Annotated in this window: 22 protein-coding genes and 2 pseudogenes; 15 read left to right on the top strand and 9 right to left on the bottom strand. The window is 61.8% G+C overall.

What is annotated here, in order from left to right:
* Nucleotides 1-126: 126 nt before the first annotated feature.
* The gene (locus tag BT116_RS10435) at nt 127-411 is read right to left on the bottom strand and encodes a hypothetical protein (protein ID WP_063323837.1); all 285 of its coding nucleotides are present in this window, start codon (nt 409-411) and stop codon (nt 127-129) included.
* A 124-nt stretch (nt 412-535) separates the two neighbouring features.
* Between BT116_RS10435 and BT116_RS10430 the strand changes: the two genes are divergently transcribed.
* Nucleotides 536-1,195, top strand: a complete 660-nt coding sequence (locus BT116_RS10430) for a glutathione S-transferase family protein (protein ID WP_072343046.1) — start codon at nt 536-538, stop codon at nt 1,193-1,195.
* A gap of 101 nt (nt 1,196-1,296) precedes the next feature.
* Here BT116_RS10430 and argH read toward each other — a convergent pair whose 3' ends face one another.
* Nucleotides 1,297-2,691 (bottom strand): argininosuccinate lyase, encoded by a 1,395-nt coding sequence (gene argH, locus BT116_RS10425; protein ID WP_063323839.1) that lies wholly within the window; start codon nt 2,689-2,691, stop codon nt 1,297-1,299.
* Nucleotides 2,692-3,007: 316 nt separating this feature from the next.
* Between argH and BT116_RS31415 the strand changes: the two are divergent.
* The 8 genes and pseudogenes from BT116_RS31415 to BT116_RS10395 form a co-directional block, all read left to right on the top strand.
* Nucleotides 3,008-3,157, top strand: a pseudogene (locus BT116_RS31415) (sensor histidine kinase); the annotation flags it as partial.
* Nucleotides 3,154-3,900, top strand: coding sequence for a LytR/AlgR family response regulator transcription factor (locus BT116_RS10420; RefSeq protein WP_003206780.1), 747 nt, complete (start codon nt 3,154-3,156; stop codon nt 3,898-3,900). The pseudogene BT116_RS31415 and the gene BT116_RS10420, both read left to right, overlap by 4 nt.
* A gap of 137 nt (nt 3,901-4,037) precedes the next feature.
* Nucleotides 4,038-4,979 (top strand): hydroxymethylbilane synthase, encoded by a 942-nt coding sequence (gene hemC / locus BT116_RS10415; protein ID WP_003206778.1) that lies wholly within the window; start codon nt 4,038-4,040, stop codon nt 4,977-4,979.
* Nucleotides 4,976-5,722 (top strand): annotated as a pseudogene (locus BT116_RS31410) (uroporphyrinogen-III synthase); the annotation flags it as partial. The gene hemC and the pseudogene BT116_RS31410, both read left to right, overlap by 4 nt.
* A gap of 36 nt (nt 5,723-5,758) precedes the next feature.
* Nucleotides 5,759-6,892, top strand: coding sequence for a uroporphyrinogen-III C-methyltransferase (locus tag BT116_RS31405; protein WP_256571678.1), 1,134 nt, complete (start codon nt 5,759-5,761; stop codon nt 6,890-6,892).
* Complete coding sequence (locus tag BT116_RS10405; RefSeq protein ID WP_072343040.1) at nt 6,889-8,136, top strand: heme biosynthesis protein HemY; 1,248 nt, start codon at nt 6,889-6,891, stop codon at nt 8,134-8,136. Before BT116_RS31405 ends, BT116_RS10405 begins: the two co-directional genes overlap by 4 nt.
* Before the next feature lie 396 nt (nt 8,137-8,532).
* A complete protein-coding gene (locus tag BT116_RS10400) occupies nt 8,533-9,075 on the top strand; it encodes a disulfide bond formation protein B (protein ID WP_072343037.1) in 543 nt (180 codons plus the stop codon).
* A gap of 174 nt (nt 9,076-9,249) precedes the next feature.
* A complete protein-coding gene (locus BT116_RS10395) occupies nt 9,250-9,708 on the top strand; it encodes an Rsd/AlgQ family anti-sigma factor (RefSeq protein ID WP_003206770.1) in 459 nt (152 codons plus the stop codon).
* A gap of 58 nt (nt 9,709-9,766) precedes the next feature.
* On the opposite strand, the gene BT116_RS10390 is transcribed toward BT116_RS10395, so the two are convergent.
* Nucleotides 9,767-10,432, bottom strand: coding sequence for an FKBP-type peptidyl-prolyl cis-trans isomerase (locus BT116_RS10390; protein ID WP_072343034.1), 666 nt, complete (start codon nt 10,430-10,432; stop codon nt 9,767-9,769).
* Nucleotides 10,433-10,623: 191 nt separating this feature from the next.
* On the opposite strand from BT116_RS10390, the gene BT116_RS10385 reads away from it, so the two are divergent.
* Nucleotides 10,624-11,811, top strand: a complete 1,188-nt coding sequence (locus BT116_RS10385; RefSeq protein ID WP_072343031.1) for an AlgP family protein — start codon at nt 10,624-10,626, stop codon at nt 11,809-11,811.
* On the opposite strand, the gene BT116_RS10380 is transcribed toward BT116_RS10385, so the two are convergent.
* Nucleotides 11,808-12,272 carry a TIGR02444 family protein gene (locus BT116_RS10380; RefSeq protein ID WP_072343028.1) on the bottom strand — a complete coding sequence of 155 codons (465 nt, stop codon included), beginning with the start codon at nt 12,270-12,272 and terminating at the stop codon, nt 11,808-11,810. The two genes, BT116_RS10385 and BT116_RS10380, sit on opposite strands and share 4 nt — an antisense overlap.
* Before the next feature lie 50 nt (nt 12,273-12,322).
* Between BT116_RS10380 and BT116_RS10375 the strand changes: the two genes are divergently transcribed.
* The 3 genes from BT116_RS10375 (at nt 12,323) to rhtB (ending at nt 15,549) form a co-directional block, all read left to right on the top strand.
* Entirely contained in the window at nt 12,323-14,233 is a 1,911-nt protein-coding gene (locus BT116_RS10375; protein WP_072343024.1) for an ATP-binding cassette domain-containing protein, read from the top strand.
* On the top strand, nt 14,233-14,814 hold the full coding sequence (locus tag BT116_RS10370) for a mechanosensitive ion channel family protein (RefSeq protein ID WP_072343021.1): 582 nt from the start codon (nt 14,233-14,235) through the stop codon (nt 14,812-14,814). Before BT116_RS10375 ends, BT116_RS10370 begins: the two co-directional genes overlap by 1 nt.
* Before the next feature lie 102 nt (nt 14,815-14,916).
* On the top strand, nt 14,917-15,549 hold the full coding sequence (gene rhtB / locus BT116_RS10365) for a homoserine/homoserine lactone efflux protein (RefSeq protein ID WP_072343018.1): 633 nt from the start codon (nt 14,917-14,919) through the stop codon (nt 15,547-15,549).
* A 146-nt stretch (nt 15,550-15,695) separates the two neighbouring features.
* On the opposite strand, the gene BT116_RS10360 is transcribed toward rhtB, so the two are convergent.
* From BT116_RS10360 to BT116_RS10345, 4 genes are all read right to left on the bottom strand, one after another.
* Nucleotides 15,696-16,439, bottom strand: a complete 744-nt coding sequence (locus BT116_RS10360; protein ID WP_072343015.1) for a penicillin-binding protein activator LpoB — start codon at nt 16,437-16,439, stop codon at nt 15,696-15,698.
* Nucleotides 16,440-16,442: 3 nt separating this feature from the next.
* On the bottom strand, nt 16,443-17,030 hold the full coding sequence (lpoB, locus tag BT116_RS10355; RefSeq protein ID WP_072343012.1) for a penicillin-binding protein activator LpoB: 588 nt from the start codon (nt 17,028-17,030) through the stop codon (nt 16,443-16,445).
* A gap of 200 nt (nt 17,031-17,230) precedes the next feature.
* Nucleotides 17,231-17,602, bottom strand: a complete 372-nt coding sequence (locus BT116_RS10350; protein ID WP_003206754.1) for a YcfL family putative periplasmic lipoprotein — start codon at nt 17,600-17,602, stop codon at nt 17,231-17,233.
* An 18-nt stretch (nt 17,603-17,620) separates the two neighbouring features.
* On the bottom strand, nt 17,621-19,015 hold the full coding sequence (locus BT116_RS10345; RefSeq protein WP_072343193.1) for a COG3014 family protein: 1,395 nt from the start codon (nt 19,013-19,015) through the stop codon (nt 17,621-17,623).
* Nucleotides 19,016-19,328: 313 nt separating this feature from the next.
* Between BT116_RS10345 and BT116_RS10340 the strand changes: the two genes are divergently transcribed.
* Both BT116_RS10340 and BT116_RS10335 read left to right on the top strand, forming a co-directional pair.
* The gene (locus BT116_RS10340) at nt 19,329-21,227 is read left to right on the top strand and encodes a cytochrome c/FTR1 family iron permease (RefSeq protein WP_072343007.1); all 1,899 of its coding nucleotides are present in this window, start codon (nt 19,329-19,331) and stop codon (nt 21,225-21,227) included.
* 117 nt (nt 21,228-21,344) lie between these two features.
* Entirely contained in the window at nt 21,345-21,800 is a 456-nt protein-coding gene (locus BT116_RS10335) for a YaiI/YqxD family protein (protein WP_072343005.1), read from the top strand.
* 58 nt (nt 21,801-21,858) lie between these two features.
* Here BT116_RS10335 and elbB read toward each other — a convergent pair whose 3' ends face one another.
* A complete protein-coding gene (elbB, locus tag BT116_RS10330) occupies nt 21,859-22,527 on the bottom strand; it encodes an isoprenoid biosynthesis glyoxalase ElbB (RefSeq protein ID WP_072343002.1) in 669 nt (222 codons plus the stop codon).
* Nucleotides 22,528-22,546 lie beyond the last annotated feature (19 nt).

The following is a 22,546-nucleotide window of genomic DNA, read 5'->3' as shown; positions in this document are numbered from 1 at the left end:
CGAGGGGATTTATCCCCGCTGGACTGCGAAGCAGGCCCAAGGAAACAGGTGCGCTCGTTGTGGGGGCCGCTTCGCGGCCCAGCGGGGATAAATCCCCTCGCCACAGGAGCAACTTTGCCTCACGGTTTATTTCTTTTCCGGCGGCAACTCAGGCAGGGCGCGCAATGCGGCTTCGTACCATTGGGTATCGAACGCGCGGTCCTCTTCCAGGATCGCATCGATTTCTACCGCCAGCACATGGGCCATCAGGTTGAGGATTTCTTCGCGCTCATAACCGACCAGGGTCAACTTGTTGAAAGTGGCCTTGGCCGCAGGCGGATTGTCACTTTCGATCTGGTTTTCGATGGCCTGGATCAGCGTGTTCTCGACGAATTCTTCTTCGTCGTTGTCGATGTCGGTTGGCTCGCTCATGGCAGGCTCCTGGGAGAAAGGTCGCCAGTTTACCTGCATTCAGCGGCGTGATGCGCCTGGCAAGAAATGCCCTGGCGGTCTATAACGCTTGGCTGCCAACCCCGCACGGCCTGGAGGCTTTGTAATGCTTGAGCTTTATGGTTTCTCTGTCAGTAACTATTACAACATGGTCAAACTGGCGCTGTTGGAGAAGGGCCTGCCTTTCGAGGAAGTGCCGTTTTACCCTAGCCAGACCCCCGAAGCGCTCGCGGTCAGCCCGCGCGGCAAGGTCCCGGTGTTGAAGACCGAACAAGGGTTTATCAACGAGACCAGCGTGATCCTCGAGTACATCGAGCAAACCCAACCCGGGAAAGCCCTGCTGCCCGGTGACCCATTCGAACGTGCCCAGGTGCTGGCCCTGTGCAGGGAAATCGAGTTGTACATCGAGCTGCCGGGGCGAGCCTGTTATGGCGAGGCATTTTTCGGCACGCCGGTGCCCGATGCCATCAAGCAAAAGACCAAGGCCGAATTGCAGCTGGGGTTTGCCTCGCTTGGCAGGCACGGCAAATTCTCGCCCTACGTGGCGGGCGAGCGCATGAGCCTGGCCGATCTGTATTTCTTCTACAGCTTATCCCTGGCCTTGCAGGTGGGCAGGAAGCTGTTCGATATCGACTTGCTGGCAGGCATGCCCGCGGCCAAGGCGCTGATGGAGCGCTTGGAGCAGAATCCAAATGTGCAGCGGATTGCGGCGGATAGAGAAGCGGCGATGCCGGCGTTTTTGGCGATGATCGCTGCCAAAAAATGAGTTTCGCGGTGTTTTGAAGTGAGTTATCGCGAGCAGGCTCGCTCCCACAATGAATCTCTACATGAAGATCCACTGTGGGAGCGAGCTTGCTCGTGATGCTTTTAGCGGCTGGCGAGCAACGCCTGGCCACGTACCACAGCTGCCTTGACCTGCGCCGGCGCGGTGCCGCCGATGTGGTCACGGGCATTGACCGAGCCTTCGAGGGTCAGCACGGCAAACACGTCCTGTTCGATCTGGTCGCTGAACTGGCGCAGTTCGTCCAGGCTCATCTCGGCCAGGTCCTTGCCGCTGTCCACGCCGTACTTCACGGCATGGCCGACGATTTCGTGGCAGTCACGGAATGGCAGGCCACGGCGCACCAGGTAATCGGCCAGGTCCGTGGCGGTGGAGAAGCCGCGCAGGGCCGCTTCGCGCATCACCGCGTGCTTGGGCTTGATGGCCGGGATCATGTCGGCGAAGGCCCGCAGCGAGTCGCGCAAGGTGTCGGCGGCGTCGAACAGCGGTTCCTTGTCTTCCTGGTTGTCCTTGTTGTAGGCCAGCGGCTGGCCTTTCATCAGGGTCAGCAGGCCCATCAATGCGCCGAACACCCGGCCGCTCTTGCCCCGTACCAGCTCCGGCACGTCGGGGTTTTTCTTTTGCGGCATGATCGAGCTGCCGGTGCAGAAGCGGTCCGGCAGGTCAATGAATTGGAATTGCGCGCTGGTCCACAGCACCAGCTCTTCGGAGAAGCGCGACAGGTGCATCATCGCGATGCTTGCGGCGGCGCAGAATTCGATGGCGAAATCGCGGTCCGAGACGTTATCCAGCGAGTTGCCGCCCACGGCGTCGAAGCCCAGCAACTGCGCGGTGTATTCACGGTCGATCGGGTACGTGGTGCCGGCCAGCGCGGCGCTGCCCAGGGGCATGCGGTTGGTGCGCTTGCGGCAGTCCACCAGGCGCTCGTAGTCGCGGCTGAGCATTTCGAACCAGGCCAGCATGTGATGCCCAAACGTTACAGGTTGGGCGGTTTGCAGGTGCGTGAAACCCGGCATGATGCTCTCGGCTTCGCGCCCGGCTTGCTCCAGCAGGCCTTTTTGTAGGCGAGTGATTTCGGCCAGGATCAGGTCTATCTCATCGCGCAGCCACAGGCGGATGTCGGTGGCGACCTGGTCGTTGCGGCTGCGGCCGGTGTGCAGTTTCTTGCCCGTCACGCCGATGCGGTCGGTCAGGCGCGCTTCGATGTTCATGTGTACGTCTTCAAGGTCGACGCGCCAGTCGAACTGGCCGGCCTCGATTTCAGCCTGGATGGTCTTCAGGCCGTCGATGATGCTGTCGCGCTCGGCATCGGTCAGCACGCCGACCTTGGCCAGCATGGTGGCGTGGGCGATCGAGCCCATGATGTCGTGGCGATACAGGCGCTGGTCAAAGTTGACGGAGGCGGTGAAGCGGGCGACGAAGGCGTCGACGGGTTCACTGAAGCGGCCGCCCCAGGACTGATTGGTCTTGTCAGTGCTCATGAATTCGCTCGTGATCGGCTGTGGAGAAAGTAGCGGTTAAAGGCTGCGGCGGATGATAGCAGGGTTGCCGGGACTGGCGCTGGCACTGGTCGGCAGGTTTTTTCGATGCAAGCCTGGGATCCAACCGGGTTTTCCCGCAACGATATTTTTCGATTGAGCAATATCGTCGTGGCAACCGTCTACAGTGGACTGTAGGACTTTTGCTTTTTCCACCCATGGCGCAGCGGATATAGATAAGAAGGGGGTGCTCATATTGGTCAGATCGACAGTTAACAATCCCTACGGCGACGCCGTGCGACAACGGGCCTCGGGCATCGGTCGGCAAGCGCTGGTAAAGATAGGCAACCGCCTCGCGGCACTTTTTGGCCCTCGAACGAGTCTTAGCGTGGATCGCCGTGACGGATGTCACTTCCCCTGTCTACGCTATCCTTGTGCGAGACTCACGCAGGAATCCAGCGCAATATGAATGTCCTGATCGTTGATGACGAACCACTGGCCCGCGAGCGCCTGAGCCGAATGGTTGGCGAGCTCGAGGGTTACAGTGTCCTGGAGCCGAGCGCCACCAATGGCGAAGAGGCATTGGCCCTTATTGACAGCCACAAGCCGGATATCGTGCTGCTCGACATTCGCATGCCTGGCCTGGACGGTCTGCAGGTTGCGGCGAAGCTGTGCGAACGAGAGTCGCCGCCCGCCGTGGTGTTCTGTACCACACGGGACGACTTCCCTCCCGAGGTGTTGCAGGCCGGCGCCGTGGGCTACCTGGTCAAGCCCGTGGCGGCCGAGGCGCTGCTCGAAGCCTTGCGCAAGGCCGAGCGGCCCAACCGCGTGCAGCTGGCAGCGCTGACCCGTCCGGCCGCCGAAAGCGGCAGCGGCCCGCGCAGCCATATCAGTGCGCGCACCCGCAAAGGCATCGAGCTGATCCCGTTGAACCAGGTGGTCTATTTCATTGCCGACCACAAATACGTGACCTTGCGCCATGAAAGTGGCGAGGTGTTGTTGGATGAGCCACTCAAGGCCCTCGAAGACGAGTTCGGCGAACGTTTCGTACGCATCCACCGCAACGCCCTCGTGGCCCGCGAGCGGATCGAGCGTTTGCAACGCACCCCCCTTGGGCATTTCCAACTGTTCCTCAAGGGCCTCAATGGCGACGCGCTGATTGTCAGCCGGCGACACGTGGCCGGCGTGCGCAAGATGATGCAGCAGCTTTAATGCGGCGGTCCAAGGCGTTCGATGCGTTTCATTTCGAGGATTTGGCGGCCAGGGAGGCCTTGGGGTCGTGATTCAAATCAAAGCGGTTTTGGCTGAGCTGTTATTATCTGCCGTATCTTTTAAGTACGGATTGATCCATGTCCCCTCGCGAGATCCGCATCGCCACCCGTAAAAGTGCCTTGGCCCTCTGGCAGGCCGAATACGTCAAAGCCCGCCTGGAAGCGGCCCATCCCGGCCTGATCGTGACCCTGGTGCCCATGGTCAGTCGCGGTGACAAGCTGCTGGATTCGCCACTGTCGAAGATCGGCGGCAAGGGCCTGTTCGTCAAGGAACTGGAAACCGCGTTGCTGGACAACGAAGCCGACATCGCCGTGCATTCGATGAAAGACGTGCCCATGGACTTCCCCGAAGGCCTGGGCCTGTTTTGCATCTGCGAGCGGGAAGACCCACGCGATGCGTTCGTCTCCAACACGTTCTCCAGTCTTGAAGCACTGCCTGCCGGGAGCGTGGTGGGGACTTCCAGCCTGCGTCGCCAGGCACAGTTGCTGACTCGCCGCCCGGACCTGCAAATCCGTTTCCTGCGCGGTAACGTCAATACGCGCCTGGCCAAGCTCGATGCCGGTGAGTACGACGCGATCATCCTCGCCGCCGCCGGCCTGATCCGCCTGGGCTTTGAAGATCGCATCACCTCGGCCATCAGCGTCGACGACAGCCTGCCGGCCGGTGGACAAGGGGCGGTGGGCATCGAGTGCCGTAGCGCCGACAGCGACATCCATGCCTTGCTGGCGCCGCTGCACCATGAAGACACCGCTACGCGGGTATTCGCCGAGCGCGCCCTTAACAAACACCTCAATGGCGGTTGCCAAGTGCCGATCGCCTGTTACGCCGTGCTGGAAGGCGAACAGGTCTGGTTGCGTGGCCTGGTGGGGGATCCCAACGGTGGCCGGCTGCTCAGCGCCGAAGCCCGGGCGCCGCGCCACGATGCCGAGGCGTTGGGCGTGCGGGTGGCCGAAGATCTGTTGAGCCAGGGCGCCGCCGACATTCTCAAGGCCGTCTATGGCGAGGCCGGCCACACGTGACGGGTTGGCGGCTGCTGCTCACCCGGCCGGCGGACGAGTCGTCGGCGCTGGCGGCTGTCCTGGCCGAAGCGGGGGTCTACAGCAGCAGCCTGCCCTTGCTGGATATCGAGCCGGTCCCGCTGTCCGATGCCGGGCGGGCGATACTCCAGGTGCTGGACCAATACTCTGCCGTGATCGTCGTCAGCAAACCGGCCGCACGCCTGTGCGTCGAGTTGCTGCGCCAATACTGGCCCCAGCTTCCAGACCAACCCTGGTTCAGCGTGGGGGCGGCCACCGGACAGATTCTCGTCGATGCCGGCCTCACGGTGTTTTATCCCGATAACGGCGATGACAGCGAAGCCTTGCTGGAACACGTGGTCTTGCGCCAGGCTGTTGCGCGGCCCGACCCCAAGGTTTTGATCGTGCGCGGTGAAGGCGGGCGTGGCTTGCTGGCAGAGCGTTTGCGCGAGCAAGGTGCTAGTGTCGATTATCTGGAATTGTACCGCCGCCACTTGCCCGATTACGGCGAAGGGGCGTTGCCGGCGAAAGTCGAAGCGGAACACTTGAACGCACTGGTGGTCAGCAGTGGGCAGGGCTTCGAGCATCTGCAGCGGCTGGCCGGCGATGCGTGGCCGGCCTTGGCGCGGTTACCGTTGTTTGTTCCAAGCCCAAGGGTTGCCGGGATGGCGCGTGCCGCCGGGGCCCGAACAGTTGTGGATTGTCGTGGCGCCAATGCCGCGGCTTTGCTGGCGGCGTTACGGGAACACTCCGTGCCGTTTTCTAATGCAAAGGATGGATACGTGAGCGAAACAGCCTTGCCAAAAGAAGATCTAGACCAGCCAGCGATCGATGCGCCGGTTGAAACTCCGCCCCCGGTGGCGCCGCGTCGCGGCAACGGGTTGGCCATTGTTGCATTGCTGCTCGGGGCCGCTGGCGTGGCCGTGGGCGGTTGGGGCGTGTGGCAGGTGCGTCACCTGCAAACCAATAACCAGCAGCAGTCCGCCCAGGTCCAGGCGCTGAATGACCAGGCCCAGAGCCTCAAGCTCAACGAGCAACGCCTGAGCGAGCGCCTGGCGCAATTGCCCCCGGCCGAAGAGCTGGAGGGGCGGCGGCGCCTGGTGGCCCAGTTGCAAAGTGACCAGCAGCACCTGAACCAGCGCCTGGAAACCGTGCTCGGTGCCAGCCGCAAGGATTGGCGCCTGGCGGAGGCCGAGCACTTGTTGCGCCTGGCCAGCCTGCGTCTTTCCGCCCTGCAGGACATCAACAGTGCCCAGGCGCTGGTCCAGGGGGCTGACGAAATCCTGCGCGAGCAGAACGACCCCGGTTCGTTCGCCGCCCGCGAGCAACTGGCCAAGACCCTCGCCGCGTTGCGCAGCACCGAGCAACCGGATCGCACCGGGCTGTTCCTGCAACTGGGCGCCTTGCGTGACCAGGTCCTGGAGCTGACCGAATTGGCGCCCGAGTACAAGGACCGCGGTGAATCCCTGCTGGGCCTGACCGCCGACGGCGATGGCGCCAGTCGTTGGGCGCAATGGTGGGACCAGATCTCGCGCTATATCCGTATCGACTTCAACGCCGATGAAAATGTTCGTCCGCTGCTGGCCGGGCAAAGCCTCGTGCAAGTGCGCCTGGCCTTGAGTCTGGCGCTGGAGCAGGCGCAATGGGCCGCCCTCAATGGTCAGGCGCCGGTCTACACCCAGGCGCTGACCGAGGCTCGGGACGTGTTGAAGAACAACTTCAACCAGGACAACCCGCAAAGCAAGATCATGCTCGAACGCGTGGTCGAGCTGTCCAAGCAGCCGGTGACGGTGGTCACCCCGGACCTGACGGGCACGCTGAGCAGCGTCCAGGCTTACCTTGAGCGCCGCAACCTCAATGCCCAGGAATCGGTAAAGCCGCTGCCCGCGCCTGGCGCGCAGGAGGCCACGCCATGAAGCGTCTCTACGTGATTCTGTTCGTGGTCATCGCTGCCGCTGCCTTGCTGGGCGTGGCGATTGCCGAGCATTCGGGTTACGTGCTGGTGGCGTACAAGAACTTCCGTTATGAAGCTGGCCTTTGGGTCACCCTGGCGCTGGTGGCGGTGCTCTGGCTGGTGTGGCGAGGCCTGCGGGCGCTGATCGGGCTGGTGACTACGTCGAGCGGCGTGGTCAACCCGTGGTCGCGGCGCAACCGCAGCCGGCGGGTGCAAGTGGCGATCGAGCACGGCCAGTTGGACCTGGCCGAAGGTCGCTGGGCCAGTGCCCAACGACACCTGCATCGTGCTGCCGAAGCCGAGCGCCAGCCGCTGCTGTATTACCTCGGTGCCGCCCGTGCGGCCAACGAACAAGGTCTCTACGAACAGAGCGACAGTTTGCTCGAGCGCGCCCTGGAGCGTCAGCCCCAGGCGGAACTGGCCATTGCCCTTACGCACGCGCAACTGCAGACGGACCGAGGCGACACCGACGGCGCGTTGACCACGCTCCAGGCCATGCATGAGCGGCATCCCCATAACGTCCAGGTCCTGCGCCAACTGCAACGACTGCATCAGCAGCGCGGCGACTGGTCGGCATTGATCCGGCTGTTGCCGGAGCTGCGCAAGGACAAGGTCCTGCCACCCGCTGAACTGGCGGAACTGGAACGTCGTGCCTGGGGTGAAAACCTCACCCTGGCAGCTCACCGTGAGGAGGACGGCAGCGTCGGTTTGCAGTCGCTCAATCGCGCCTGGCAACAACTGACCTCCGCGCAGCGCCAGGAGTCGGCGCTGGTGCTGGCCTATGCCGAGCAGTTGCGTCAGTTGGGAGCCCAGGTCGAGGCCGAAGAGGTATTGCGAAGTGCGCTCAAGCGTCACTATGACAGCCATCTGGCGCGCCTGTACGGGTTGGTTCGAGGCAATGATCCGATCCGCCAGTTGCAAACGGCCGAAGGCTGGCTCAAGGATCATCCGGCGGATCCAAGCCTGCTGCTGACCCTGGGGCGCCTATGCCTGCAGAACAGTTTGTGGGGCAAGGCGCGGGACTATCTGGAAAGCAGCTTGCGCGTCCAACGCAACCCCGAAGCCTGTGCTGAACTGGCGCGATTGCTGGCGCAACTGGGCGATGCCGAGCGCAGCAACCAGTTGTTCCAGGAGGGATTGGGGCTGCTGGACGAGCGCCTGCTGGCCGCACCGTTGCCGGTTCCGGCTCAGGTGTTGTCCACTTGAGAGGGGCATGACTCATTCTTGAAAAGGGTATGAACCCTTGTGGCGAGGGGATTTATCCCCGTTGGGCTGCGAAGCGGCCCTTTGAAGCTTGGGCTCGATGAAAATCTGATGCAGCACGCACGGCGCCAGGCTTTAGGGCTGCCTCGCAACCCAGCGGGGATAAATCCCCTCGCCACAGGTTCAGTGCCGTCCATGAGCGAAGGGTTGCGAATACCACCCTGGTTTTGGGGCTTTGGTCATGCTGTCAGTAAAGTCCTACAGCTCATCGCGCTGTATCCTCTTTGGCCTGTCGGGAATTCCCTACATCCCTGGTGAAGTGTCTGCGCGGGCCTGCCTTGAAAGGCTCGAGGGCTTTCCTCTACCGTAACTGCTTGTCTCTTCTGTTACGGAACCGCCATGTCTTTGGCCAGCTCACGCTTCTTGTTTTTCATGGCTTCCATCGCCGCAGCCCTGGCTTTGGGCATTGCCACCTATCTGGAGTATTCGGTCGGCCTGACGCCTTGCAGCCTGTGCGTCTTGCAGCGGTTGTGCCTGACGCTGTTCCTGGTGAACAGCCTTGTGGCATGCGTACACGGTCCAGGCCAAAGAGGCAGTCTCTTCTATGGTGCGGCAGGGTTGGTTTTTGCGACGGGGGGAATGACCCTGTCATGGCGTCAGGTCTTGATGCAAAGCCATTCGTTCGAGCCGTTTCCTGATTGTGTTGCCCAGCCCAAGCTGATGGATTCGTGGTGGTGCGCGTTGCATCGCGTCCTCGACGGCGCGGTCGATTGCGCGAATATCACCTGGACGTTGTTCGACCTGAGTATCCCCGAATGGAGCCTGTTGTTTTTTCTCGCGGTGTCCAGCGCGATGGCCTATCTACTGCTGCGCCTTGCCTGGAGCGCTCTGGTACGACCGCTCAGCGGCGATACGTCGCAGATGCTCCGGGCCGTGGATTAAACACTTGTATGAACTTTATCTCCTGCGTACCTTGAAGCCGTTGTCGTGCGGGCATAATCTGGCCCGCACGTGTTATTGGAATTGTGCCGCTCGATCATGTTGTGTCTGGCTTGTCCCTGATCATCAGGCGTGCACAGGCTGCGAGTGGCATGACTCACAAGGGAAGAAATCACCATGCTCGAAAGTTGTCAGAATGCTCAGGAACGCTGGGGTGGGGTGCATCTGTTGATCGATCGCTGGTTGCAGGAGCGTCACGAACTGGTTCGGGCCTACGATGCCCTCGGCGATAAGCCTGAAGCGCTGAGCGAAAGCCGCAAACCCTTGCAGGAGTTCTGCGGTGTGCTGGTCGACTATGTGTCTGCCGGTCATTTCGAGATATACGAACAACTGACGGGCGAGGCCAAGGCCTTCAACGACAAGCGCGGCCTGGAACTGGCCGAGCAGATCTACCCGCGTATCGACGTCATCACCGAAAAGCTGCTGGCGTTCAACGACCTGTGCGATGAAGGCAAGTGCGTAGCGGAAAAATTCAAGGAGCTGGGCGGCTTGCTGCACGAACGTTTCGAGCTGGAAGACTGCCTGATCGAAGTGCTGCACAACGCTCACAAGGAAGAAGCCGCGGTCCAGGCCTGAGGGTTCGCGGTCATGAAAAAACGGTGCGCATTGCGCACCGTTTTTTATTGAGTCGGCGTCAGGTCGTCGCGCCCAGCAATTCGATTTCAAACACCAGTGGCGTGAATGGCGGGATCACATCTCCCGCCCCTTCGGCGCCATAGGCCAGGGTCGACGGAATCACCAACCGCCATTTTGCGCCTACCGGCATTTGCGGCAATGCACTGCGCCAGCCGTCAATCACGCTGTCGAGGTTGAACCATTGCGCCTGGTGGTTGGAGTCGAATACGGTGCCGTCCGGCAATCGACCGGTATACAGCACCTGGACCTTGCCGTGAGGGCCGGCCTTCGCGCCGTGGCCTGGCTTGATCTCGGTCAGCAGGATGCCGTCTGCGAGTTGCTGGACGCCAGGACGGTTCTTTTCTTCATTGAGAAATTTCTGCTCCGTTTTCAACGCAGCTTCGATCTGTGGCGTTGTCGATTGCGAATTCAGTTTTGCCTGGTGCTCGGCCAGGATCTGTTCGATGCGTTCATCCTTGAGGGCCAGCGGCTTGCCCAGGTAGGCCTGTTGCAAGCCTTCGACCAAGGCTTTGATCTGCAGGTCCGGCACGTCCTGGCGCAGGCGTTCGCCCAGACTTGCGCCCAGGCTGTAAGCCAAATCGTGGGCATCGTTTGCGCTGGTTTTTTCAACGGCCTGGACCGTGGAGCAAACCATGCACAGGAATAAAAACAGGTGACGCGACATGTGTGCTCTCCGGCCTCGAATCGAGGAATTATGCCAGTGCCGATATCTATAGAAGTGGATTGCCAAGGCACTGGCGCAGAAGATTTTTCGTCCCTTGCAACGCAACGTCTTGTGTACTGTCAACATGCCCTAGCGGCGGTTGAAGCAGAGGTCTAGTATGAGCCGCACTCACGTCAGTCAGGAGGTAAACCATGTCGGCCACCAAGAAGCCTGTAAACACTCCGTTGCACTTGCTCCAACAACTCTCGGGCAGCCTGCTCGAACATCTGGAAAATGCCTGCTCCCAAGCCCTGGCTGATGCTGAAAAACTGCTCGCCAAACTTGAAAAACAACGCGGCAAAGCGCAAGAAAAACTGCACAAGTCGCGCACCAAATTGCAAGACGCAGCCACCGCTGGCAAGGCCAAGGCGCAAGCCAAGGCCAAAGATGTCGTGAAAGAACTCGAAGACCTGCTTGATGCCTTGAAGGATCGTCAGTCCGAGACCCGCGCCTACATTCTGCAACTCAAGCGTGATGCCCAGGAAAGCCTGAAACTGGCCCAGGGTGTCGGTCGCGTGCAGGAAGCCGCAGGCAAGGCGCTGACGCTTCGTGCTGCCAAGCCTGCCGCTGTATCGGCCAAGAAGCCGGCGGCTAAACCCGTCGCGGCAAAAGCTCCGGCCAAAATCGCCGCCAAGCCTGCGGCGAAAGCGCCGGCCAAAGCTGCCAGCAAGCCTGCTGCCAAATCGGTCGCTGCCAGTGCTGCAAAACCTGCGGCAAAAAAACCAGTTGTCAAAGCTGCGGCCAAGCCCGCCACAAAAACGGCAGCCGCAAAAGCCGCTGCCGCCAAGCCTGCTGTAAAAGCTGCAGCTAAACCGGCCGCTAAACCTGCGGCAAAAGCTGCAGCCAAACCTGCCGCTAAAACTGCTGCAGCCAAACCTGCCGCTAAAACTGCCGCCGCAAAACCTGCTGCCAAAGCTGCGGTAAAAGCCACCGCTAAACCTGCTGCCAAACCAGCAGCGAAGCCTGCGGCAACCAAAACGGCTGCGGCCAAGCCCGCTGCGAAAACCGCTGCCAAGCCAGTCGCTGCCAAGGCCCCCGCCAAAGCGGCGGCTAAACCCGCTGCCAAACCGGCTGCTGCCAAGCCTGCTGCTGCGAAGCCAACGGCTGCCAAACCAGCCGTCGCGAAGCCAGCTGCCGCCAAACCAGCCGCCAAGCCGGCAGCGAAACCGGCCGTGAAAAAGCCAGCCGCTGCAAAACCTGCGACTGCGCCAGCCGCCAAGCCAGCGACACCGGCTCCGACCACGGCACCGGCTCCAACCGCCAGCACTCCGGCCGCGGCGACCAGCCCATCCGCTGCCGTTGCGCCGAGCATCAGCAGCACCCCAACCAGCGCTTCCTAAGTGCCGGACACCGCGACGCGCAGCTGATGCAGCGCGTCGCGGCTCGCTGGCCCGGCATTCGCCGCCAGCCCTTGCAGCCATTGCGCTGAATCGTTCTGTTGTGTCCCAGGCCAATCCTTGGCCAGCGCTTCCAATCGCTCCAGCAATTGCCGTTCGGCCGCCAGCTCCAGTTGCTTGACCTGCTCGCGCAGGCCATTGAGTGCCGTGTCTTGGAGGGCGCTGGTTTTCCATTGGCTGCGAAGCGTGCGCAGTGGCCGCACCACCTCGGCATCCCAGGGCTCGGCCAATAGTCGAAGCTGCCGCAGCCTGTGTTCATTGCAGGCCACGCCACGCTGCGCCAGCCACAGGCCACACAGCAGCAGGCAGACGTTGGCGCCGGCGTCTTGTGATGCCAGGCACGCAGGCTCTACGCCAGGCTTGGCATAGAGGTCGAGGGAAAAGCTCCACAGGTCTGGGGACATCGTGCTACTCGCGCCAGTTGCGAGCGAAGCTGGTAGACTCCGCCGCCATTATGATCCGACTTCAGAACCTGACTTTACAGCGTGGCCCGCAACGTCTGCTAGAAGACGCCGAGCTGACCCTGCACGCCGGCCACAAAGCCGGCCTCATCGGTGCCAACGGCGCCGGCAAATCGAGCCTGTTCGCCTTGCTGCGAGGCGAGCTGCACCCGGACTCGGGTGATTGCCTGTTGCCGGCTGATTGGCGCATCGCCCACATGCGCCAGGAGGTCGACACCCTCGAGCGTCTGGCGGTGGACTACGTGCTCGATGGCGACCTGCGCCTGCGCCAGGTGCAACGCGACCTGGCGGCGGCCGAAGCGGCCCACGACGGTGCCGCACAGGCCCGTCTGCACGCGGAGCTCGACAGTGCCGACGGCTACACCGCCGATGCTCGTGCGCGCAAATTGCTCGCCGGCCTGGGCTTTACCAATGAGCAGATGGATCGTCAGGTCGGGGACTTCTCCGGTGGCTGGCGGATGCGCCTGAACTTGGCCCAAGCCTTGATGTGTCCTTCGGATCTGCTGTTGCTCGATGAGCCGACCAACCACTTGGACCTCGACGCCATCATCTGGCTCGAAGACTGGCTCAAGAGTTACCCGGGCACGCTGCTGCTGATTTCCCACGACCGTGATTTCCTCGACGCGGTGGTGGATCACGTGGCCCATGTCGATCAGCGCAAGCTCACCTTGTACCGCGGCGGCTACAGCGCCTTCGAACGCGCGCGTGCCGAACGCCTGGCCCAGCAACAGCAGGCCTACGAGAAGCAACAGGCGCAACGTGCGCACATGGAAAGCTACATCGCCCGCTTCAAGGCCCAGGCCACCAAGGCCCGCCAGGCCCAGAGCCGGATCAAGGCACTGGAGCGCATGGAAGAGCTGTCGGCGGCCCACGTCGATTCGCCGTTCGATTTTGTCTTCCGCGAATCGACCAAGATTTCCAGCCCGTTGATCGACCTGTCCGACGCGCGCCTGGGGTATGGCGACAAGACCGTGCTGGAGAAGGTCAAGCTGCAACTGACCCCGGGTGCGCGGATCGGTCTGCTGGGCCCCAACGGTGCCGGTAAGTCGACCCTGATCAAGAACCTCTCCGGCGAACTCCAACCATTGGCTGGACGCTTGACCCGAGGTGAAAACACCGTCGTTGGCTATTTCGCCCAGCACCAGCTCGACTCCCTGGATTCCAAGGCCAGCCCGCTGTTGCACCTGCAACGCCTGGCACCGACCGAGCGCGAGCAGACCCTGCGGGATTTCCTCGGTGGGTTCGATTTCCGCGGGGCGCGCATCGACGAGCCGGTGCTGAATTTCTCCGGTGGCGAAAAGGCACGCCTGGCGTTGGCACTGATCGCCTGGGGCCGGCCGAACCTGTTGCTGCTCGACGAACCGACCAACCACCTGGACTTGGAGATGCGCCTGGCCCTGACCATGGCCTTGCAGGAATTCAGTGGCGCGGTGCTGGTGGTGTCCCACGATCGGCATTTGCTCAAGAGCACCACGGATAATTTCTTCCTGGTGGCCGACGGCAAGGTCGAGGAGTTCGACGGCGACCTGGAAGACTACGCCCGTTGGCTGGTGGAATACCGTCAGCGCAACGCGCCGGTCAGCAGTACGCCGGTCAACCCGGACAAGACCGACAAGAAAGCCCAGCGCCAGGCCGCCGCCGCATTGCGCCAGCAACTGGCGCCGCACAAGCGTGAGGCCGACAAACTCGAAGCCGAGTTGGGCAAGCTGCATGAAAAACTGCAAAAGATCGAAACCAGCCTTGGCGACAGTGGTCTCTACGAGGCGGCGCGCAAAGATGAGTTGCGCGACCTGCTGGCCGAGCAGGCCAAGCTGAAAATTCGGGAAGCGGAACTCGAGGAGGCTTGGATGCAAGCGCTGGAACTGCTGGAAAACCTGCAAGCGGAGCTGGAGGCGTTGTCCTGATGGAAGCGTTGGCGTTGCCTATACCCGTCATGTGGATCGAGCCGATCTGGCTGGGTGCGCAAATCCTGCTGATCCTGTTGGTGGGATATGTCGCCCAGCGGTTCGTTGCGCGTGCGCTCACGGGCCTCGGCGAGCGCTACCCACTGCCGACGCAATTGGTGATCATCCTGCGCGGTGTGCTGCGCTGGCTGATCATGGGCAGCGCCGTACTGGTGGCGCTGGAGCGCCTGGGTGTCTCGGCCACGGTACTCTGGACGGCGATCTCGGGTTTCGTGGCGGTGGCGGCGGTGGCGTTCTTCGCCATCTGGAGCGTGCTGTCCAACCTGTTCTGCGCCGTGTTGATCTACACCGTCGGACCGTTTCGCCTGGGCGATGTGGTCGAACTGGTGGACACCACCGACAAGCCTGGAATCAAAGGACGCGTGGTGGCGATCAATCTGCTGTACACCACGCTGATCGAACCCGAGGAACTCGGCACCGGCAGTGCCATGGTGCAAGTACCCAACAGCCTGTTCTTCCAGCGTTCGGTAAGGCGCTGGCGCGGCAGCGAAGCGTTTCCGGTGGGTGGATTCGTCGAATAATCCGGCCTCGTCGATTGGTTTTTTTTTGCAAAAAAGCGATGGTCAATCCTTCAGCGGCGCATTAGCTTAGTCGTTTTCGACGAATCCGAGCCGAGGTGTGCAATGTTGCTGGAAACATGGCTGGCGTTTTTTGCCGCCTGTTGGGTGATCAGTCTTTCCCCGGGCGCCGGTGCCATTGCATCGATGTCCAGTGGCTTGCGCTACGGGTTTTGGCGCGGTTACTGGAATGCCCTGGGCCTGCAACTGGGCCTGGCGCTGCAAATCGTGATCGTCGCCGCCGGTGTTGGCGCTATCCTCACGGCGTCGGCCACCGCGTTCTATGCGATCAAGTGGTTCGGCGTGGCCTATCTGGTTTACCTGGGTATCAAACAGTGGCGAGCCATCCCTGGCGATATCAGCGATGATTCCGTCGTGCGGCCTATCGGTAATCCTTTGGCGCTGGTGTTTCGCGGCTTCCTGGTCAACATCAGCAACCCCAAGGCGCTGGTGTTCATGCTGGCGGTGTTGCCACAGTTCATCAATCCCCATGCCCCGTTGATCCAGCAATACCTGATCCTGGGCGTCACCATGATCGTCGTCGACCTCATCGTCATGGCCGGGTACACCGGGCTGGCGTCCAAAGTCCTGCGCCTGTTGCGCACACCGAAGCAGCAACGGCGGATGAACCGCACGTTTGCTGGCCTGTTCATCGGCGCGGCGGGCTTGCTCGCGACGATTCGCAAGGCTGCGGTGTAGCGGGCTTGTACACAACACCTGTGGCGAGGGGATTTATCCCCGCTCGAGTGCGCAGCACTCGCAAAATTCTTGGGGCTGCTTCGCAGCCCAGCGGGGATAAATCCCCTCGCCACAGAAGTATCTAAGCATTTACCGAGCGGCGTGGCTCAGTGCAGGATCACCGGCGCCGTATCCCGTGGCAGGTTGTTGCGCTGCACCGGCTCGCTGGGCTGTTGATAGCTCGGGCCGCCGAGCTGTTCGCTCAGTTGCCGCGCCACGTCTTCCCCCAGGGCCTTGGACACATCGCGCACCACCCGCGGCCGGTTGAGGCTAATGTGCACGTCCCGGTGGTTCAACAACTTGGTGTCCTGGCCTTCGCCCATGGCCGTAAAGGCTGAAGTGATTTCGTAGGTCTTGGTGTTGATCAGACTGAAGTCTGCCACCAAGGTCAGCGCCAGTACGGCCGAATAGCTGTCGGTATTGGCCAGCTCGTTGATGTCGCGGGTGAAGTCGATGTCCGACACCGTGCCGAACAGCACATAGTCGGCACCCTTGAAGTTCCCGGCCTTGATGCGCTTGATCACGTCATAGACGTCGCCCTTGGACGACGCGGTGTGCGGGGTGCCCTGCACCAGCTGGAACATCCCGCTGCGCAGGATCTCGCCCTTGATGTCGCCCGTGAACTTGCGCAGTTCGCCCTGCTCGATATAGCTGCTGGTGGCTTCCATCTCGTCGTAGCTCGAGGAAGCGCTGGCGCTGTAAGGGTTCGCCTGGAAGTTGCTCTGCGCTGAGACGGTGTGGATGTATTCCTCCACCCGCTCCTGGTATGCAAGGTCGGTCACTGCGACTTTCGGGGCCGCCTGCGCGCCAAATGCGCAAGCCAAGGCCATGATGCCTATCCATGTGCGCATGGCTTAACGCTCCGTGGTCTTGCGGATTTCTTTTTCGTCCATCCACTCGGCCAGACCGCTTTCGACGTCGATCAATTGCAGGCTGAATTTGTAGAAGACGTCCTTGTAGTCGCTGCTGCGCTTGACGATCGAGCTGATGGAACCTTCGAGGCGGTACTTGGCAGCGATCATGTTGCCGGTCTTGGCTACGGTGCTTTTCTTGTACAGGCCGCTCTGGTTCTGCAGCTTGAGCTGATCGACCTGGCTGTCCATGGCGGTGTTGTCGCTGGCGAAGCGAGCAGCGCCGGTCTTCATCAACTGGGTCTTGATGCTGGTGGTGATTTCGCGGGTGTCGATGTATTCGCTGGTCTTGTTCTTCACGTCATAGACCTGGACCACCGGGCGACCCTGCAGGATGCCGGACTGGGCCAGGGAGCGGGTCATGGACTCGGCGATCATTTGCAGGTCGGTGGAACCGAACTCGTTGGTCACGGTTTCCACGGCCTTGGTGTCGCCGTAGCTGATGTTCTTGTTGCCCAGGACCGGCGAGTTGTTGGCGCAACCGCTGACCAGCAGGGCGGCGAGGGCGATGGAGGAAATGCGTACGAACATGTGGGTGCTCTCAAATTGCTGCATAAAGGGTTTTTGTGGCGAGGGGATTTATCCCCGCTGGGCTGCGTAGCAGCCCCAAAAAACTGAATGAAATCTACCTGACATACCGAGTCCGTCGGTTTGAGGGCTGCTGCGCAACCCAGCGGGGATAAATCCCCTCACCACAGGCCTGGTGTTGGCTTGACCGACCGGGATCCGGCTCAAGGGGTATTGATTTCCAAACGGAAATCCACGGCCTTGGGTGTCGGTGCGATGGCCGGCAGGAAGCTGGTCTGTTCGCCATACAGCGTCAGGCTTTTCCAGGTTTCTTCCTCGGCGATCGGAAAGCCCTCCGGCCCGAGCCAGGCAAAGCGGTAATACATCGTCTTGTTGTTGTAGCTGGTATTGCTCAACTGGACATTGACGGTCATGTAGCCGTTTTCCCGGGCCACGCGCATGGCGCCGACCACAATGTTCTTGGTCTTGCCCATCGCCACGACCTTGCTGGCGGCGCTGCCCGGCTCCGGTGGTGGCGGGGTGGCGCAACCGGCCAGCAAGGCCAGGGCGCCAACGGCGATCAGTTTTAAACGCATGTGAACAAGACTCCGTTCTTAAGGTTGCTTGAGGGCAATGGCAGTCGGGTTGGCGCTTGGCATCACCTGGGCAGCCAGGCCACCGGCGAACACCTGATTACCCACCGCACGCAGGCTGATGACCTGGTAGCGCTGGTCGACGGTGACCTTGACCACCGAGCCGCCCACCGAGCTTGGCAAGGTGACCTGGTGCTCGCCTTTCTTCAGGCGCAGGCGCACCACCTGGGTGTAGTCGGGCAGGGTGCGCCAGGTTCGGGTATCGGCACCTTCGAGTACGGCCGAGGTGAGGCCGACGGCCAGGCCGGCCAGGGGATTGGTGTCGTTGATCTGCTTTTGCGCCACGCCACGGGTGACGGCGCGCACGGTGGTGCGCAGGATGATGCCCGGCATGTCGTCGCGCAGGGCGCGGCGGGACATGGCGGTGGTGCTGTTGAGCTGGGTCAGGTCCAACTGGCGACCGTCGACGCCGATCTGGCTGAAGGTGGCGGTAGAGGTGTCAGGCTTGATCAGCGGGAACGACAGCGGCGTGATGACCAGGTTGCCGCTGATCGGCAAGGGCAGGGGAATGCGGATCGAGTCCCGGGACGGTGCCAGGCCACTCTGCACCACGATCAGGATGTCGCTGTCATCGTTCTTGGCGGCAGGTTTGACGAGGTTGAGCAGCGCCTGTTCCAGCAGCGGCGTGTTAGGGCGCAGTTCGGCGGCCTTGCGGTAACCCGGTGCGGCCAGGTCCTTTTCACCCAGGGCTTCATAGACGAAGCCGGCCAGGTAATGGCTGAACGCGCTCTGGTAACTGTTCTTCAGGCTGACCACTTCCGGAGCGTCGAGGCTGGCCACCGGGTAACCCTTGAGGTCCTTGTATTCGGTCTTGACCCCTTGCTTCTCGGCGTCTTCCTCGCGCTTGAGGTATTCCTTGTCCCGCAGGTCGGCGATCACCGCTTCGCGTTCGTGGGTCTTCTTGATTTGCGTCCGCGCACCGTCGAAGTCATTCACGGCCAGCAGATTCAGGGCCATCTGCGTGGTCAGCATGACTTTTTCGTAGTCATAGCCCTCGTAGCGGCGGACTTTATCGTTGACCAGGAAGCTGCCGAACTGGGCCAGGTACTTGGCCGTGTCGAGTTTGACCGCGTCTTCCCATTGGCCAACCTGTTGGTCGGCGCTGGTCCAGGCCGTCTGGCTGCCGGACAGGTCGCCCTTGGCGCGCAGCAGCTCACCTTTCTCGAAGTAATACAGCAGGTCCTTGTCCTGGCTGGTGTTGTTCTTTTCCAGCAGCGTCAATGCGGCGTCGACGTTGCCGGAAGCCAGTTGCTGGTTGGTCTGGGCCAATTCGCTGTCGTAGTTGCGAAAGGCCGAACAGCCGGACACCAAGGTGATCGCACCGAGGGCGATCGAAAAAACGGCACGGGATGCCATGAACATTTCTTCCCTGAGAAACAGCCGGGGTTTGCGGGTCGGGCTGGGGCGATCCCACGGACAAACGTCGGGACGCTGTCGGTTCCTCATAAGAAGAGGAGCTTTTATGCCATCGAACAATAAGAAGGCGGCGCGATTATAAACATGGCGCTTAGCTATGTAATGGCTTTTCAATCTCGAAATGCTGTTTTTGTGACATCACCTCCAAGTCAGCAATCCGATGAAAATGTGTCGTCAAAGCACATCGGCTCTTGAGCCAAAGTCATTGGAAGTGAACAATGTGTTACTTCTTATTACCAATCGAGAGTCATTCATGACTGCGCCGTTCCGTTTCCTGGCCTGGCTTGCACTGCCATTGCTTGCGCTGTGCAGCACCTCGCTGCTGGCCGACACCGTCGAGGGCGCCCCCCAGGCGCTGCATTTGCTGGATTACATCGGCGCGGATTACCCGGCGACGGTCGAGGCAGGCAAGGTCATCGAGGACGGGGAATACCGCGAGCAACTGGAATTCACTCAGGTGCTGGCCGGGTTGATCGCCGGGCTGCCGGCCAAACCGGAAAAGGCTGAATTGACCCAGGGCATCGACACCTTGCGCGGCGCGATCACCCAGCGCCAGGACGGCGGCGACGTCGCGCGCCTGGCGCGGCAACTGGGGGCCAAGCTGGCGGTGGCATATGAAGTCAGCCAGGCGCCGGTGATCACCCCCGATCCCTCCCGCGGTGCGCCGCTGTATGCCCAGAATTGCTCGGTGTGCCACGGAGCCAACGGTGCCGGCGACGGTCCTGCCGGTGTCGGCTTGGAACCGCCGCCCGCCAACATGCGGGACGCCCAGCGCCTGGATCGCCTGAGTCTCTATGCGATCTACAACACCATCGGCATGGGCATCGAAGGCACCGATATGCCGGCCTTCGCCGATCAGCTCGACGACCGTCAGCGCTGGGACCTGGCGACCTACATCGCCAGCTTCAGCGCGGACCCGGCCGCGGCCAAAAGTGAACAGGTCTTCAACCTCGCTGACCTGGCGCGCCAGACCCCTGCCGAAGTCCTCGCCGCACAAGGCCCGGCAGCAGCGGCGACGTTCCGTGCCCAGCGTGCCCAGCCGCCGCAGGTGCAACGTGGCCCGGCGCAGTTGCTCGACTACACGGCGGCCACCCTGGATAAAAGCATCGCGGCGTACCGTGCCGGTGACCACGACCAGGCCTACGATCTGTCGGTAGCCGCTTACCTGGAAGGTTTCGAGCTGGTGGAAAGCTCGCTGGATAACGTCGACGCCAACGTGCGCAAGGACACCGAAAAGTCCCTGATGGCCTACCGTCAGTCTTTGCAGGATGGTTTGCCGGTGGAGCAGGCGGTACAGCGTCTGGACGCGGCCAAGGCCAAGTTGAAGGAGTCAGCCGGCCTGCTGGGCGGCGATGGCTTGAGCTGGTCGCTGAGCTACATCTCCGGGTTGCTGATCCTGCTGCGTGAAGGATTGGAAGCGATCCTGGTGCTGGCGGCGATCCTGGCGTTCCTGCGCAACACCGGCCAGCAGTCGGCGGTGCGCAGCGTCAACGTCGGTTGGGGCCTGGCGCTGTTGGCCGGCCTGGCGACCTGGGGCCTGGCGGCGTATGTGATTGACGTCAGCGGTGCCCAGCGTGAGTTGCTTGAGGGCGCGACGGCGTTGTTCGCTAGTGTGATGGTGCTGTGGCTGGGTGTGTGGATGCACGACCGTCGCCACGCAGCGGCTTGGCAGGACTACATCAAGAGCAGCCTGGTGGGCGGCGGTGGTCGGTTTGGTTTTGCGATCCTGGCGTTCTTCTCGGTCTATCGCGAACTGTTCGAAGTGATCCTGTTCTACGAAACCCTGTGGTTGCAAGCGGGCCCCGCCGGGCACAACGCGGTGCTGGCCGGCGGCGCGACGGCGCTGGTGTTGTTGGTGGGGTTGGCCTGGGTGATCCTGCGCGGCTCGGCGAAACTGCCCCTGGCCCTGTTCTTCAGTATCAACGCCGGGTTGTTGTGCGCGCTGTCGGTGGTATTCGCCGGTCACGGCGTGAAGGCGTTGCAGGAAGCCGGGATCTTCGGCACCCATCCGGTGTCGTTCTTCGACTTCGACTGGTTGGGCATTCATGCCGATGCCTATTCGCTGGCCGCTCAAGTGGTGGCGATCCTGGCGATCATGGTGCTGTATGGACGCAGTTGGGTGGTGGAGAAGCGTCGGGTCCAGGTTTCCTGAAAAGCGTTCGCTGCGCTCATGATCGCGAGCAAGCTCGCTCCCACAGGATGTAGGCTGTCCTTGTGGGCGCGAGCTTGCTCGCGATGCATTTGATGCATTTAAAGAGGAACAACCCCAATGCGCGTATGGATCGACGCCGATGCCTGTCCCAAGACGGCGAAAGAACTGGTGATCAAGTTCGCCCTGAAGCGCCGGTTCGAGGTGGTGCTGGTGGCCGGTCAGCCGCAGATCAAGCCGGCCCTGGCTTGTGTGAAGCTGATCGTGGTCCCCAGTGGCCCTGATGCGGCGGACGATTACCTGGTAGAGCACGCCGAGCCGGGTGAGCTGGTGATCTGCAGCGACGTGCCCTTGGCCGACCGGTTGGTGAAGAAGGGCGTCGCGGCCCTGGACCCGCGCGGCAAGGAGTTCGATGCGCAAAACATGGGCGATCGGCTGGCGGTGCGCAACCTGTTCACTGATCTGCGTGAACAGGGCCACATGGGCGGCGGCCCGGCGGCCTACAGCGAGCGGGACAAACAGGGGTTCGCCAATGCCCTGGATCGGATCCTGACGCGCCTGACCCGATTGCCTTGAATCATGCCCAAACCTCTGTGGGAGCAAGCTCGCTCCCACAGGGTTAGTGGTGGTGGGGTCAGGCGTCGTTCTCGTGCGTCAATTCCAACACCCGATCCACCAGTTTGTTGATGCCGGAAGCCGCTTCGCTGATGTTTTGCGCCAGCATGTAGGCCGGGGTGCTGACCAGTTTGCGCGCTCGGTCTTCAACGATGTCGGTGACGGTGCACTCTTCGTGAGTACCCCCCATTTTGGTCACAGCGGCGGCAGTGTCGACGTCGTTGCCGATGGTGCAGACCACGCCCGGGCCGTAGATTTTCGCCGCCAGGGCCGGGGAGATGCAGATCAGCCCGACCGGTTTTCCGGCCTCGGCAAAGGCCTCGGTCAGCGCGAGGACCTCTGGCTGGACCGTGCAAGCCGCGCCTTCAATGGCAAAGTTGGAGAGGTTTTTCGCCGAGCCAAAACCACCGGGTACGATCAAGGCGTCGAAATCCTCGACCCTGGCTTCACGCAAGTCCTTCACCTTGCCCCGGGCGATCCGCGCCGATTCCACCAACACGTTGCGGCTCTCGGGCATTTCCTCGCCAGTCAGGTGATTGATCACATGCAACTGGGCAATGTTGGGGGCGAAGCACTGGACGTGAGCCCCACGCTGATCGAGACGCAGCAAGGTGATCACGCTTTCGTGGATCTCGGCGCCGTCATAGACGCCACAGCCGGAAAGGATCACTGCAATTTTTTTGCTCATGGGCTTTTCTCCAGATTCA

Origin of the sequence: Pseudomonas sp. NFACC16-2 (assembly GCF_900119205.1) — a bacterium.
GTDB classification, from domain to species: Bacteria; Pseudomonadota; Gammaproteobacteria; order Pseudomonadales; family Pseudomonadaceae; genus Aquipseudomonas; species Aquipseudomonas fluorescens_Q.
Note: the sequence above shows the minus strand (reverse complement) of the source record. Positions and strands in the feature narration are given on the sequence as shown.